Below are 14,847 nucleotides of genomic sequence, written 5' to 3' on the forward strand. Positions count from 1 at the left end.
GCGCAAATCGAGTTCAGCCAAGTTGCGAAGCCATGGCGAACGTTCCCCGAAGAGGTTGGGATTTTGGTTTGCCTATTTTGAAATTGACCAAATTTCCGGCGAAGCGGCACACGACATGCAAACGGTGACCAACACGTTAAGTCACCTTGTTATGCACCTACGGAGGGAAAAATCATGTTTCGCTCGTTACTTATTGCTGCCGTGCTAATTGCTGGACTCTCCATGGTTTCCACCGCCGACGCAGGCTGGCGCCACCGTCATCATCGGGGTCACCATGGCTGGCATCGACACCATGCTCGTCACCATCACCACTACCGACATCACCATCGCAAGATCCATCGCGCTGGATACGACTGGTATGGTCCGAGCTATTACCGAGGCCCTGGCATTTACTGGTAGTCCGTAACAACGAAATGCGCGTCGAGACACGCCGTGTGATGTTGCCCCACGCGCGGCGTGTCTTGCACGCGTATTTTGTCCTTGATTTTGAGTGAAGGCTCTTTCCCAATCGCCGCAGGTGCGAAGAATAAACTCAGGCGAGCATGCGATTCGCCGTCACACTCTTTGGGAGAAGAGCCATGTTCCGGACTCTGCTGCTGGCCGCCATCGTTACCGGTGGTTTCATGTTCGCTTCCACCTCTTCCGCCGATGCTGGCGGGCGACGCTATTACCGACCGCAAGTCGCATACTACGGCTACTACAGTCGGCCTGCTCGCGTGTCGACCTACTATCGCAGTTCTTACTATCGCGGCTATGCATCGCCGTACTATTACGGCCCGCGGTATTACTATCAGCCACGTCCGTATGGCTACTACGGATATCCTGGCTACGGTTATGGATATGGCTACGGATACGGCCCCGGGGTCAGCATCCGAGTCGGATTCTAGCCATAACGAAATCGCCTCACTCAAGGGCGGCATTCATTACGCGATGAGTGCCGCTCTTTTTTCATAGCTCTCCCCTGCCCTGCAGCATGAGAAAGAATCGCATGAATCGTTGCTCGATATTGCTCGTCGTCCTGATCGCCGTTGCCGCCCACACCTCACTTGCCGAAGCAGGCTGGCGGCGTGGCTTTCGAGCCAACAGCAGTACGGCTCGGACGTTCTATACGCCGCGACGTTCATCGATACCCACGGACCATGCTATTCCGTATCGCGGCAACTACCGTGGGTTCGGTTTTGGTGGATATGGTTACGGCGTTGGCTTTGGTCCAGACTTTCGGCCTGGCCGTTAGCGTTTAAGGAACGACCGTGGTGGTTTGAACCGTCGTGATGTTGCCACCTTGGTCGATCACTTTGGCTTGCAGGCGAACTTCTTTCTTTTCGCCATCAGCGGCAAGTTCCAGCTCGCGTTCGTCGCTGTCCTTGGCTCCTTCCAGCTTGACGCCATCGGCAACGCTTCCCCGGACGTCGTCGTAATAAAGAACGGCTTTCACTCCGCGGTCGTCGCTTGCGTTCACTTTGACTCGATAGTGATTCGGCTTGTCGGCCGGTTCCACGGTCAGCTCTACCTTCGGCGGCTTGCTGTCTTTCAGATCGACCTCAGGATTCAGCAGTCGCGACGAAGCAAGAATGTTCGCATTGGCATCCGAGAACTGAGCCCGATCGGTTACGCGCGTCTTGCGATTCAAGTTGGCCTGCATGCGTCGGAAACCGTTGGCCATGATGTAGTGCCGGTCGTCACGCAGATCGTGCGGTAGTCCCAATGCGTGTCCCACCTCATGAACGACCGCGCCGAATCCATCTTCAATGAACTCGTATCTGGGCGAGTTCGGTCGACCATGCCCCAGCGCCGTACGCCCTTCAATCGGCGTGCGATCGAAGAACAGCTTGCGCTGCGCGGCGATTGTCTTCGCGCAGAACATATCTTGTAAGATCCAAGCTGAGAAGTTGGCTGTCCCGCCGTCTGCCGAACGCCAACCGCCCAGGGCAATCCCGCCAGGCCATTCAAACTGGTTAGGACCGCCGTCGTAGGTTTCGGCGAACGTCACCACCAGATGAGTCGTCTGCGAACCAATCGAACGGGGAATCTCTGGCTGAAGCTGACGCAGTTGGAAGTAGGGATCGTAGTTCGGAGCTCCGTTGTAATGCTTCGCAGGATGCTTTCCACGAACCAGGTGCACAATCGGCACACCCTTGTCGTCCGTTTGAAAGACCAAACCACGATCGGGCAAACCGCGCCGACGAAACTCGAACTTGTAGGTTTCGTTGACAAAGTGCATCAGCGTGTTGATCTTTTCGCGATACCCTGGCTTCGGCTCGCGATCGGTCGGGACGAAGTAGATCAAACGAACTTTGTGATCGACCGGCGAGACTTTCGCGTATTCAGGAAGCGTATCGAGAGCCTTCCATTCCCCTTGCAGCCATCGAGCATACGGCCGGCCGTTGGCAGACAGCTCGGCATATTCAGGGCGAAGCCAGATTTTAATCTGTCGACCGCGATCGATGATCTCGACATTGTCGCCGTCACGCTGCAGTTCTTCGAAACGAAGCGTTCCCCCTTCGGAATCGACTTCCAGCCACTTGCCGTTGCCACTGTCGATGAAGTAACTCTCGTTGCCGCCCGACTTCTTCCAAGCTTTGGTTTCTTCTGCCGATAGCGAAGTCGACAGGCAAAGCCCCATGAAAAGTACCAGGCAAGTCGCAGCGCGCGGATAGATCGAATTCAGATTCATAGGTCGAACAACGCCCAAGGAAGAAAGCTGGCCAGTCTTTGCTGGGACAAACCCAACAAGCACTGCGTTATTCTATACAGGACGCAACTTGCTTCGCCAACGCTGGGCCAAAATTAACCACGTTTGGCGGACGTCACCCACAAGAAAGGCTGTCCCGCTTCGTCCACTTTCAAGTCAACGCTTAAGAAGGCCTGGTACAAAATGTGATCCAGGATCTTCTTGTAGAACGTCTTGTCTTTGGGAAAGCGAACGTCGATGTCGGTATCGATGTTGTCTTGGGCAATCTTGTAATGATCGCGGAAGATGGCCGTCTGCAGACGTGGCGTGATTGCCCCCAACGCTTTTTCGAGAGGCGTGCGGTTGATTTCGACTTCAATGAATTGAAACAGCACCGGGCACGTTTGAGCGGGGCTCTTCTTTAGCGGTTGACCGATCGGCCAGGCATCGTCACTGCTGCCGATCTCTTGAACGTGCAAGTTCACAACGCCGCCAACTTCACGCTTTGGGACGACGATCAAGCCATGGGCACGCAACAAAATGGCCATGGCAGTGCCGGCGCTGACGCCTTTCAGTTCGTCTTCCGACTTCGCCATCTTCGCGCGGGCAATGATCGAAGGAGACGCATCGAAGTTGAGCCCGGTCAGTTCGCGAATTGAGCCGAGCGTTTCGGCAAGCGGCTTACCACTCGTTTCGAAGTCGAGTGGTTTCGACAGCGTGGCAAGCACGTCCGCTTTTTCGTTTCGAGTCATGCCGCCGCTGACAGGCTGGCGTTTAAGTTCGTCTTCGCCACCCACTTTAATTTTGTGAAACCATTGCGGTAGTTCGTTGATGTTGCGTTTGGTGAATCGCTTGCCGTCCGGCATGTGCAACGTTTCGTCACGCGAAAGGATAGCGGTCACTTTGTACGACTTGCTGGAACCGAGTTCGGTTTCCGAGATGCCTGCTTTCTCCCCTTCGCGCCCATTGCGCAGCCGAACTGAGTCGGCCCCTTTGCCGTTTAGTAACTTCGTCCAGGCTTGCAGCGCCGTGATCGAAACACCTTTCATGGTGATGACTTCCAGCGTGACCCGATTGTCCGCGTGCGCAGCGGCGGGAATCGCAAAGAGCATCAACATGGCTAAGAGAGTGCGGAGCTTGGTCATCGCCTGAGGTCCTTTCGGTTCGCGTTCACGTTTCAATATAGCACCCTAATAGGGCGCGACCGCGAAATTGGCAGAATCGTTACCCTTGGAAAACGGCTACCGGCGTGCTCTGTCTGGTTGCAAGGCGGTCTGCCAAGGGCCAAAATACCGGTTCTGTGTGTTCTGCACACTTTTCCATTGACATACCATCGACGCGTTTTCACCCCGCAAAGGAGCACAGCATGGCTCGCGCAGTCACGATGTTCACCGGCCAATGGGCCGATATGAAGTTGGACGATTTGGCCAAGACGATGAAAGGTTTTGGCTTCGACGGTCTGGAACTCGCTTGTTGGGGCGACCACTTTGAAGTCGATCGCGCCGTCACCGAGGACGACTACTGCGACAAGAAACGCGAACAGCTCGATAAGTTCGACCTCGGTTGTTGGTCGATCAGCACGCACCTTTGCGGACAAGCCGTGTGCGATATCATCGACGAACGCCACAAGTCGATTCTGCCGGAATCGGTTTGGGGCGACGGCGATCCGGCCAGCGTCAACGATCGCGCCGCCGAAGCGGTTAAGAACGCGGCCCGCGCGGCTCAGAAGTTTGGCGTGCCGGTCGTGAATGGCTTCACCGGCAGCAGCATCTGGCATCTGCTTTACAGCTTTCCCCCAGTTCCTCCGAAGATGATCGACGATGGCTTCAAGCTGTTTGCCGATCGCTGGAACCCGATCATGGACGTGTTCGGCGAATGCGGGATCAAGTTCGGTCTGGAAGTTCACCCGACCGAAATCGCGTTCGATATTTACAGTGCCGAAAAGGCGCTCGATGCGATCGGCCACCGGGAAGAGTTCGGTTTCAACTTCGACCCCAGCCACTTGCTATGGCAAGGGATCGACCCAGTTGAATTCATTCGCTACTTCCCTGATCGCATCTACCACGTCCACATCAAAGACGCGATCACGACGCTTAATGGCCGCACGGGGATCCTCGGCAGCCACATCGACTTTGGCGATCACCGCCGCGGTTGGAACTTCCGCAGCCCAGGCCATGGCGGCGTGAACTTTGAAGAAATCATCCGAGCGTTGAACGACATCCAGTACACCGGCCCGCTGAGCATCGAGTGGGAAGACAGCGGCATGGACCGTCTGCATGGTGCCGAAGAGTCGTGCGAGTTCGTCCGCAGCATCGACTTCGCCCCGAGCGACGTCGCATTCGATTCGGCATTCGACAAAGAGAAGCAATAACGCGATCCCTCAAATCGCTACAATCGAAACAAGCCGAGCAGGTCGAAATGGCCTGCTCGGTTTTTTCATGCGCAACGGCCAGAAGTTGGCAAGGACCCCGCTTTGACATCACACTAGAGTGTAAACGAATATGGCTCTTAGCCCTGAAAGGGCGGCAGAAAATAGCCAGGGGTGCAAGCCCCTGGTCGGGTAGTAATAACACCCAAGCCCCAACGGGGCGACAGAAATTCAGCTTCCAGCAAATGATTCTGTCGCCCCGTTGGGGCTTACCAAGACCTTTGTACGCTTTCCAGGGGTTAACACCCCTGGCTATTTTCTGTCGCCCTTCCAGGGCTTAGGCAAGAGCCTCGGATTGAGACTGCTTTTCGCTGCCCAGGAAACCATCGTGCAACTTTCGACTGCCGCTATCTTGATAATCTCTGCCGTGACGATGCAGACTGAAGCACCGTCTCGGGTCGAGATCGATGCGCGGTTTCAATCGCAGCTGAACGAACTCGCTTTGAAGTGCGACGAAGTGAAGCTGCCGCAACAGGCAGAAATCACACGGCAGTGGATCATTCCGAGCTATGGCGAGGCAAACGTCTTTTACCTGGTTCCCGAAACGGATCCGACCGAGCCGACTGAAGATGCTCCGCAGCTGGTCAAGTTCTGGCATCAGAAGTTTCGCGCGATCCGCAACGCGCACGCGGAGAACCTGTTCCGATATTCCCAGGAACTGCTTATCGCTAAAGAGGGCGGAAAATCTTACCAAACGCTGCACGAAGTGTTGCGGCAAAATCCCGATCATCCTGACGCGCGGCGAATCTTGGGCTACGCCAATGTCAACGGAACATGGCGACGCCCTGGCGTGGTGACGCGCGCGAAACAGCCACGCTACGAACACCCAAAGTATGGCTGGCCGGCGCGAACGTTCTGGCAAATCGATACGCCTCACTTCCAAATCATGACCAATTTGAGCGAAGCGGAAGGCCTGCGTCTAGGCGAACGTCTGGAGGTGGTTTATTCGGCGTGGGAACAGATGTTCTTTTCGTTCTGGAGCAACGAACTGCAACTGGCCGGCTACTTCGATGGCGGATCGCCCAGCCCGGTGCGGAAGAAGTTTGAAGTTGTCCTCTTCAAGTCGCGTGGCGAATACGTCAACTACTTGGAGCAAGTCCAACCGAGAATCGGCATCACGCTGGGTATCTACCAGTTCGATGAAGAGAAGGTTTATCTCTTTCATGACGACAGCGACGCAGCCCATGCTACGTGGTACCACGAAGTTTCCCATCAGCTGTTTCAGGAGTATCGTTCCGCCTCGAAGGACATCGGGGTGAACTATAACTTCTGGGCGATCGAAGGCGTGGCGATGTATATGGAGTCGCTCCGAATCTACGATGGCTACGTAACGCTGGGCGGCATCGATGCCTCGCGACTGCAGTTTGCGAGGAATCGCCGTTTGATTGGCGACTTCTATATTTCACTGACGAAACTGACCGCCATGGGACGTGAAGAGATTCAGCAAAGTCCCGACATCAGCGCGATCTACAGTCAGTCGGCAGGGCTGGCTCAGATGTTTTTAGACGGACAGAACGGCAAGTACCGTGAACCGTTCATTCAATTCCTCGTCGAAATTTACAAACAGGATGACATCCTGCATACGCTGGCCCAGAAACTGGGCGAGAGCAACATAGGTCGGCAAGACTTGCATTACATGGCTTGGCTGGGCGTCTCGCGCGAGCAGATTTTGGCTCTTCCGAAAGATGGCCGCACCAGCGAGCTGGCGCTCGGTAAGTGTACCGCGATCAATGACGAAGTCATGCCGCACATCGGAACGTTCTCGGAGCTTACCTGGCTAGATCTCACGACGACGAACGTCTCAAGCCGAGGTGTTGCTCATTTGGGCAACTGTCGAAAACTGATCGACCTAAGTATTGCGACGCCTACGATGGACGACCAGGCGATGAAGACGATCGCCAACTTGACCGACCTGGAAGAGCTCGATATCAGCGGTACGCGAATCACGGATGAGGGGCTGAATGCAATTGGGCGACTTCAAAACTTGAAAGTGCTCCGCATGGCAGTGACACAGATCACCGACGAAGGTCTCTTGAAGCTTTCGCGGCTGAAAGATTTGAAGATGATCGACGCACGGCAGTCACGCGTCACCACGCAAGGCATCGAGCGATTAAAGCAATCGCTTCCTCAGGTGGTGGTTCACCATTAAGCGTCGCTTTAAAATCGAGAGCTCCACTTCCCTTCCTACCTGCTGGAGCCACATCGATGACTGCCCCTCGTCCCTGGAAACTTTCGGAAGTTAACTACGGCCAAGTCAAAAACACCCAGTACGAAGTGGCCGTGCTGCCGCTGGGGGCGACCGAGCCGCATAATCTTCACCTGCCGTACGGAACCGACGACTACGAAGGAACGTTCATCGGGGAACAGATCTGCGAGGCGGCCCATGCTCAAGGGGCGAAAGTCATGCTGCTGCCGACGATTCCCTACGGCACAGAAACCAACATGCGCGAGTTTCCCTTCGCGATGAATCTTGACCCATCGACGCTGTTTGCCGTGGTTACCGATCTCATCCAGTCGCTCGTCCAAAGTGGTATCAAGAAGGTGTTGCTCCTCAACAGCCATGGCGGCAACGAGATGAAACCCCTGCTCCGCGAGCTGTACGGCAAAACGGAAGCTCAGGTCTTTCTGTGCAACTGGTTTAAAGCGTTCAGCGAAGAAGAATACCACGAGATATTCACGCATAAAGAAGACCATGCCGGCGAGATGGAGACCTCGATGATCTTGGCGTACCGGCCCGAGTTGGTCGCCCGACGACCAGATGGGTCGCTCGACGCTGATTCTGGCGCGACCAGGCCCATGCAGATGGAGGCTCTGCAAAATGGTTGGGTTTCGATCACGCGGCCATGGCATTTGCTGACCACTAACAGCGGATCAGGCAATCCCCACGAAGCTTCTGCCGATAAAGGAGAGCGTCTGTTACAGCTTTTGGTGAACCGCTTGGCCCCCTTCCTGGTCCAACTTTCCGAAGCGAACGTGGATGAAACGTTCCCCTTTAAGATAGACGAGGCGACGTAAGTGCCCAATTTGGCGAATCTTGCGAAAATTGAGCAGGGGTGCCGATTGACGAGATTCGTAGCGGCATTTAAACTAAGTCGCTTGCCTTATGGTGGGTATAGCTCAGTTGGTTAGAGCACTGGATTGTGGTTCCAGGGGTCGTGGGTTCGAATCCCTCTATCCACCCTTTCTTTTTTATTGCCAAATTGCCAAAGCACTTGTTATCTCGCTTTGGCTTCTCTGGGAAGGCGTTTCTGCCGTATGTCCGAATTGCCAAGCGATTTGCCGCTGCCAGGACGATATCGCCACTACAAAGGCCCAGAATACGTTGTGCTGGGCGTTGCACGGCATAGCGAGACCGAAGAGCCGCTGGTGGTCTACCGGAAAGACTACGGCGACAAGAGCCTGTGGGTGCGTCCGCTGGAGATGTTCCAGGAAACGGTCACCGTCGGCGGTCAAGTGATTCCTCGCTTCAAGTACCTCGGCGAAGCGTAGAGCCACGACGCACTTGCTTGAACACCGCGCATAAAAAACCTGCGACCGAAACCGATCGCAGGCTTTTGTTTTATCTTCGCTTATGCGTGGGCCAAATTAGGCGCCGCAGCTGCTGCAAGCTGGAGCGGCAGTCGCACAGCTGTTGCAAGCCGAAGTGGTACCGCAAGCGGGAACCTGGATGGTCTTAGGAACCATCTTGCAGACAGGAACCTGGACTTCTTCGGTGACCTGGTGTGGAACCATGACGGTGTAGGTGCGAACTTTGTCTTCGTACACAGTCTTATAGGTCGTGACAGGAACTTCCTTCGAGCGAGTTTCCGTCTTGCAGACCATGTGCTTGACTTCTTTGGTTCGCGTTTCAGGAACCATGTTGCAGACCTTGTAGGTGTATTCCTGCTGCTGAGGAACACATTCGGTGTACTGCACTTCCTTCTGCTTGGTTTCGGTCACGTAGTTGCACACCTGGTAGGTGTACTCACGCTGTTCCGGCACGCATTCGGTGTACTGCACGTCCTTCTGCTTGGTTTCGGTCACGTAGTTGCACACCTGATAGGTGTACTCACGTTGTTCCGGCACGCATTCGGTGTACTGAACTTCCTTCTGCTTGGTTTCCGTCACGTAGTTGCACACCTGGTAGGTGTACTCACGCGTTTCCGGCTTGCACACCATGTGCTTGACTTCTTTCTGCTTGGTCTCAGTGACCATGTTACAGACTTTGTAAGTCTGGGTGCGTTCTTCCGGCTTCATGACACACACGGTATACGTGTAAGCCACTTCTTCGGTGACAGGCTTCATGACGGTGCAGTCGTAAGCTTCTTCGACGACGTTAGGAACCCAGACTTTGCAAGTCGTTGGGCAACCGCAGCAGTCGGTGCTCGTCTTGGTTTGCCAGCAACCCTTGTCGACGCAACGGGTCTTGGTGACGGTTTCAGGAACCATCTTGCAAACGGTCTTCGTCCCGGTGCGTTCTTCTTGATGAGGAACCATCACGGTGCAAGTCTTCGTCTTGGTTTCCCAGACTGGCTTGCTGACGGTGTAGTCGACCACTTTGGTTTCCCAAGTTGGAACCATGACGGTCTTCGTGCCGGTCTTGGTTTCGTAAACTGGCTTGCGAACGCAGTAGTCAACCATTTTGGTCTTCGTGACAGGAACCATGACGGTCTTCGTACCGGTCTTGGTTTCGTAGACTGGCTTGCGAACGTTGTAGTTCACCGTCTTCGTCTTCGTCACAGGAACCATAACGGTCTTGGTGCCGGTCTTGGTTTCGTAGACTGGCTTACGAACGCTGTAGTCGACCATTTTGGTCTTCTGCACAGGCACCATGACGGTCTTCGTACCGGTCTTGGTTTCGTAAACTGGCTTGTTGACGGTGTATTCGACGACTTTGGTTTCCCAAGTCGGAACCGTCACAGTGTACTCTTTGGTGACGTAGCTGGTTTCTGGAACGCGCTTGCAAACCTTGTAGGTCTGTTCACGAGTTTCAGGCTTGCAGACGGTCTTCGTAACGGTGCGGGTTTCCATTACGGTGGTTGGGACCATGACGGTCTTTTCAACCATTTCGACCGGGGCCGCTTCGCCACAAGAAGCGCAAGTGGATGTGCCACAACCAGTGTCACATGCGGAAACGCAAGGCGACGCACATGCGTGGCGATGCCGTTTCCCTGCTTCCGCGAGCTGCGGAAACATCAAGAAGGTCATTGTCAGGACTAAAACAACACGGAGCATAATCAATCTTTCCCCCAGAAACATTCTGAAAACAAGTAGGTCTTATGGGTGCCTCACCCAGCACCACTTCAACAGTAGGTCATATATCAGTCTGAACTGGCAAGTTCCGATTCTAACGGCTGCGATGGTCGGGTTAAATTAGGTTCCTGTGTATTTTGGGCAAAATATACAAGCCACCGAGCCATGCAACCTGAGGGAGGGGCAGATTCGACCGTGGTAGGGTGTTAAGAACAAACCATACAGAATCTTTTCCCTCGCAATTTCGCCGCGTCCATGGGAGCAATCCGTGCGAGCCAACTCGTTTTGTTGCATTGCGATCGCTACGCTCGGTTTTTTGGCCGCGGCGGGAGGCCTTAGTGCATCCCTCATGCCAATGGTTGTCCCAAGTCTCGTAGCGACAACCATTTTCGCACTTTTGGCAATCGCGATTGTTGCCCTGGCAATCTTCAGCCTGACCGGCAACCGCCCTGCGGAGACAACCGATTGGGTAAACTCTGACGAGACTTCCGCGAAACTTCAGCAAGAGATCGAGACGCTCAAACAGTTCCATCTGCAGCTGTTGGAAGACAAAGCGTTTCTGCAATTTTTAAAGTCCGATCAAGATCGCGAACGACAACTGTTGGCCCTCGATCTGCACGATTTGACTTTGCCGAATCTAACGTCTGCCCTGTTTCAACTGGAAACACTTTCCCAGCGTGCCGACGTTTCCAGCGAAACGCTCGAGGCAGCCGTTGAACTGATTCGCGAAAGCTTGCTGCAAGCTCGTCGTGTGATGAACTGCTTGTCCCCTTCCCTGGTGCAAGACGAAGGAGTGATCGCAAGCTTACAGCGACTTGCCGATCAGTTGAGTACGAGCGTCGCCACGGTCGAGTTTCAGCACGACGTCGACTTCGATCGCCTGACGCCCCTCAGCGAGTGTGCGTTAGTGCAGCTTGTTCGCGAGGCTTTCGACACCATTCGCCGCAACCGCTCGGCCGCGCATGTCCATCTCGATCTACGGCAAAACGACGATCGCTTGTCGCTAATAATCTCGGACGATGGACGCTCCGATCCCTTTCAAGAAGCCGAAGCGGCAAGCCAGCAGTGCATCCGAGAATGCGTGGAACTTCTGGCGGGGCATTTGGAGATTGAATGCCCTCGAGACGGCGGAACGATCACCCGCATAGATTTTTCCGTCACCGATTTGACTCAATCGGACACGTTAAGCGAAAAATCTCAGGCAATCAGTTGATCTGCGTCGGAAAGATCGGCTAAGCGGTTATACTAAGAGGTCCCTCCAACCTCGAATTTGCTTCTTAGTTACACCCCCTTTTCTAAATAACCATGCGTGTTGCCCTGTTTGTCCCGTGCTATGTCGACCAGCTCTATCCGCGCGTCGCCATGGCCACGCTCGATCTGCTGGAAAGCTTGGGCGTCGAGGTCGACTTTCCGGAAGCCCAAACATGTTGTGGGCAACCGATGCTGAACTCTGGCTGCGATACCGACGCACTTCCATTGGCTCAGCGGTTTGTCGACATCTTTACCGGCTACGATGCGATCGTTTGTCCCAGCGGAAGCTGCGTGTCGATGGTCAAGAACCACTACGCTCACTTGCTGCACGACAACGCTCCGTACGAAGCGATGCGGACTCAGGTCTACGAGCTGTGCGAGTTCCTTGTCGATGTCCTGAAAGTCGAGCAGCTGCCGGTCAAGTTTCCTTACAAAGTAGGTCTGCACTCCAGCTGCCATGGCCTGCGAGAACTTCGCCTGGCAAGCGACACCGAACGCAACACCGAATGCTTCAACAAACCGCGGCAATTGCTGGAGATGCTCGAAGGTGTCGAGTTCTCCGAGCTTCGCCGCGTGGACGAGTGCTGTGGATTTGGAGGAACGTTTGCGGTTTCTGAAGAAGCGGTAAGCTGCACGATGGGACGCGACCGTGTCGCCGACCATCTGCAGGCAGGCACCCAGGTTCTTACGGCAGGTGATATGTCGTGCTTGATGCATCTTGCGGGATTGATTCGCCGTGACAAGCGACCGATCCACGTGATGCACATTGCCGAGATCCTTGCCGGATACGAGGTACCCCAATGAGCGCCGTCAAAAACTACGACCATCCCAGCAACGCGCGTCAGTTCAACGAGAACCAAGACCGCACGCACTGGCACGACTCCGCTTTGTGGTTCATCCGCGAAAAGCGGGACCGCATGTCGAAGAGTCTTCCCGAGTGGGAAACACTGCGGGCATGCGCGTCGCAAATCAAAGCTCACACCGTCAGCAAGCTGGCCGACTACCTCGAAGAGTTCGAGAAGAACGCGACCGCTCGTGGTGTCACCGTGCATTGGGCCAAAGATGCCGAAGAGCATAACCGCATCGTGTTGGAAATCCTGCAGAAGCACGACACCAAGCGGATCGTCAAATCCAAATCGATGCTGACCGAAGAGTGCCACTTAAACCCATGGCTCGAAAAGCATGGCATCGAAGTGGTCGACACCGACTTGGGCGAACGCATTGTCCAGCTTCGCGAAGAACCCCCTTCGCACATCGTCATGCCGGCGATTCACCTGAAGAAGGAAGACGTCAGCGACACATTCCACACGCACCTGAATACCGAACAGGGCAACAACGACCCGAACTACCTGACCGAGTCGGCTCGACAGCATCTGCGTCAGAAATTTTGCCAGGCCGACGTCGGCATCACCGGCGTCAACTTCGCCATTGCCGAGACCGGAGGCTTCGTCGTCTGCACCAACGAAGGGAACGCGGACTTAGGCGTTTCGTTGCCGAAGGTTCACATCGCGTGCATGGGGATCGAGAAGCTAATCCCGAAAGCGGATCACCTGAGCATCTTCCTGCGGTTACTCGCCCGCAGCGCGACCGGACAACCGATCACGACGTACTCGTCCCACTTCCACGGCCCTGTCGAAGGAGGCGAACTGCATATCGTGTTGGTCGACAACGGCCGCAGCAAGTTGATGAACAGCGACGACTATCGCAACTCGCTGAAGTGCATTCGCTGTGGTGCGTGCATGAATACGTGTCCGGTCTATCGCCGCAGCGGTGGACATAGCTACGCGGCAACGGTTCCTGGTCCGATCGGTTCGATCTTAAATCCACTGCGTGACGCCAAGCACCATAAGTCGCTTCCCTTTGCATGCACGCTGTGCGGAAGCTGCTCGGATGTTTGCCCGGTGAAGATCAATCTGCACGAGCAACTGCTGACACTTCGCACGGAAGTGAAAAACCAGAAGCAACTGCCGATGTCGAAGACCATGCCGATGCGGATAGCCTCGTACGTGTTCCAACGCCCCAAGCTGTATGCCTGGCTCGGCGGGATCGGCAAGTTCTTCCTCCGCACGATGCCGCGGTTTTTGATCTACAACTCGCTGAATCCGTGGGGACGCAATCGCGAGATGCCAGAGTCTCCGCCGGAAAGCTTCCGTCAGCAATATGCCCAGCGTGCCAAAAAGAAGAACGACCACCGATGAGTAGCAAAGATCAAATCCTGAAGTCAGTTCGCAACCAGCTTGTGCCTTCGGCGGAACTACCTGACTTGAATCAAGAGTGGATCCACTACGAAGATGCTGTCGCTCAGTTTGGCGAAGTATTGCAAGCCGTCGGCGGAACCGCCGTTGTCGTCGAAGGCATCGACGGGCTCACGTCCGAGCTCGCCAAAATTCCCTTCTATACCGACGCCAAGAAGACCGTTAGCTGCATCGAAGGCCTGGTCGGGACAACCGATCTTGATCGCGTAGAAGACCCTCACGAACTGGAAGATGTCGACTACGCCGTTTTGCCAGGCGAGTTTGCCGTGGCCGAGAATGCCGCCGTTTGGGTGACCGATGCGAAGATTCGGCATCGCGTCGTGCTGTTCATTCCGCAGCACATCGCCTTGGTCATTCACTGCCCCGACGGCAACGTCGAAGGGGCGATCGTGCATCAGATGGCCGAAGCGTACGAGCGCCTAGCTTTCGATAAGAACCAGTTTGGCTGCTTCGTTTCCGGTCCCTCGAAGACTGCTGACATCGAGCAATCGCTCGTCATCGGCGCGCATGGGGCGAGATCGCTTCACGTCTTTTTCGTTGTCTGATTGCGTGATGTTCTCTGCTTCGCGCTGAGCCCGCTTTTGTTCGCGGCGTTCGTCCCGCGAAACGTTTTTCGTCGACTTCGGCTCTTTCGCGACTGCCACTTCCGACTTGTTCTTTTCGCGCTGACGTTCTTCCCAGCGCTCACGCATCCGTTTCCATTCTTCCATCTGCTCTGGGGTCGGATGCCAGTCACGGTTCCAACCACGTCGTCGACGATCGCCGTCGGAATCGCGTCGTCGTGGGGGACCATGTTGCCAATCCCACTCTGGTTGAATATCGCGAATCTCGCTGTCGACCATGGCGATCTGGTCGCCGGTAACTTGGAAGTGCAGAATCTCGGCCTGACGTCGATTATCCGGCACGTTGCGGACGACCTCTAACATGGCGTAGCCTTCTTGCGGGCTGAGGTGCGTGCTGCGGATGGCGCCGACGTCGGTCGTCAACTTGCGATCGACCACTTTGGCCCA

The 14,847-nt window shown here is 55.2% G+C and carries 14 protein-coding genes and 1 tRNA gene; 12 read left to right on the forward strand and 3 right to left on the reverse strand.

Going from position 1 to position 14,847, the window contains the following annotated elements; translation table 11 throughout:
- Positions 1 to 174 precede the first annotated feature (174 nt).
- The 3 genes from LA756_RS15685 to LA756_RS15695 all read left to right on the forward strand — a co-directional run bounded on the left by LA756_RS15685 (position 175) and on the right by LA756_RS15695 (position 1,234).
- A complete protein-coding gene (locus tag LA756_RS15685) occupies positions 175 to 399 on the forward strand; it encodes a hypothetical protein (protein WP_224435665.1) in 225 nt (74 codons plus the stop codon).
- Positions 400 to 578: 179 nt separating this feature from the next.
- The gene (locus tag LA756_RS15690) at positions 579 to 887 is read left to right on the forward strand and encodes a hypothetical protein (protein ID WP_224435666.1); all 309 of its coding nucleotides are present in this window, start codon (positions 579 to 581) and stop codon (positions 885 to 887) included.
- Between the two features lie 101 nt (positions 888 to 988).
- Positions 989 to 1,234, forward strand: coding sequence for a hypothetical protein (locus LA756_RS15695; protein WP_224435667.1), 246 nt, complete (start codon positions 989 to 991; stop codon positions 1,232 to 1,234).
- A 3-nt stretch (positions 1,235 to 1,237) separates the two neighbouring features.
- Here the strand turns inward: LA756_RS15695 and LA756_RS15700 are convergent, their stop codons facing one another.
- Positions 1,238 to 2,674, reverse strand: coding sequence for a hypothetical protein (locus LA756_RS15700; RefSeq protein WP_224435668.1), 1,437 nt, complete (start codon positions 2,672 to 2,674; stop codon positions 1,238 to 1,240).
- A 113-nt stretch (positions 2,675 to 2,787) separates the two neighbouring features.
- The gene (locus tag LA756_RS15705; protein ID WP_224435669.1) at positions 2,788 to 3,816 is read right to left on the reverse strand and encodes a hypothetical protein; all 1,029 of its coding nucleotides are present in this window, start codon (positions 3,814 to 3,816) and stop codon (positions 2,788 to 2,790) included.
- 221 nt (positions 3,817 to 4,037) lie between these two features.
- Between LA756_RS15705 and LA756_RS15710 the strand changes: the two genes are divergently transcribed.
- The 5 genes from LA756_RS15710 (at position 4,038) to LA756_RS15730 (ending at position 8,588) form a co-directional block, all read left to right on the forward strand.
- Complete coding sequence (locus LA756_RS15710) at positions 4,038 to 5,042, forward strand: sugar phosphate isomerase/epimerase (protein WP_224435670.1); 1,005 nt, start codon at positions 4,038 to 4,040, stop codon at positions 5,040 to 5,042.
- A gap of 385 nt (positions 5,043 to 5,427) precedes the next feature.
- Positions 5,428 to 7,248: a leucine-rich repeat domain-containing protein gene (locus LA756_RS15715; protein ID WP_224435671.1), complete on the forward strand. Its 1,821-nt coding sequence runs from the start codon at positions 5,428 to 5,430 to the stop codon at positions 7,246 to 7,248.
- Positions 7,249 to 7,304: 56 nt separating this feature from the next.
- Positions 7,305 to 8,114: a creatininase family protein gene (locus tag LA756_RS15720; RefSeq protein WP_224435672.1), complete on the forward strand. Its 810-nt coding sequence runs from the start codon at positions 7,305 to 7,307 to the stop codon at positions 8,112 to 8,114.
- A 91-nt stretch (positions 8,115 to 8,205) separates the two neighbouring features.
- Positions 8,206 to 8,279, forward strand: a tRNA-His gene (locus LA756_RS15725).
- Positions 8,280 to 8,354: 75 nt separating this feature from the next.
- Positions 8,355 to 8,588: a DUF1653 domain-containing protein gene (locus LA756_RS15730; RefSeq protein ID WP_224435673.1), complete on the forward strand. Its 234-nt coding sequence runs from the start codon at positions 8,355 to 8,357 to the stop codon at positions 8,586 to 8,588.
- A gap of 96 nt (positions 8,589 to 8,684) precedes the next feature.
- Here LA756_RS15730 and LA756_RS15735 read toward each other — a convergent pair whose 3' ends face one another.
- Positions 8,685 to 10,127: a hypothetical protein gene (locus LA756_RS15735; protein ID WP_224435674.1), complete on the reverse strand. Its 1,443-nt coding sequence runs from the start codon at positions 10,125 to 10,127 to the stop codon at positions 8,685 to 8,687.
- A gap of 553 nt (positions 10,128 to 10,680) precedes the next feature.
- Between LA756_RS15735 and LA756_RS15740 the strand changes: the two genes are divergently transcribed.
- From LA756_RS15740 to LA756_RS15755, 4 genes are all read left to right on the forward strand, one after another.
- Positions 10,681 to 11,544, forward strand: coding sequence for a sensor histidine kinase (locus LA756_RS15740; protein WP_224435675.1), 864 nt, complete (start codon positions 10,681 to 10,683; stop codon positions 11,542 to 11,544).
- 92 nt (positions 11,545 to 11,636) lie between these two features.
- Positions 11,637 to 12,386 (forward strand): (Fe-S)-binding protein, encoded by a 750-nt coding sequence (locus LA756_RS15745; protein ID WP_224435676.1) that lies wholly within the window; start codon positions 11,637 to 11,639, stop codon positions 12,384 to 12,386.
- On the forward strand, positions 12,383 to 13,780 hold the full coding sequence (locus LA756_RS15750; RefSeq protein WP_224435677.1) for a lactate utilization protein B: 1,398 nt from the start codon (positions 12,383 to 12,385) through the stop codon (positions 13,778 to 13,780). Before LA756_RS15745 ends, LA756_RS15750 begins: the two co-directional genes overlap by 4 nt.
- Positions 13,777 to 14,382 (forward strand): LUD domain-containing protein, encoded by a 606-nt coding sequence (locus tag LA756_RS15755; protein WP_224435678.1) that lies wholly within the window; start codon positions 13,777 to 13,779, stop codon positions 14,380 to 14,382. Before LA756_RS15750 ends, LA756_RS15755 begins: the two co-directional genes overlap by 4 nt.
- Positions 14,383 to 14,847: the final 465 nt, after the last annotated feature.

Source organism: Bremerella sp. TYQ1, assembly GCF_020150455.1.
Classification (GTDB): Bacteria; Planctomycetota; Planctomycetia; order Pirellulales; family Pirellulaceae; genus Bremerella; species Bremerella volcania_A.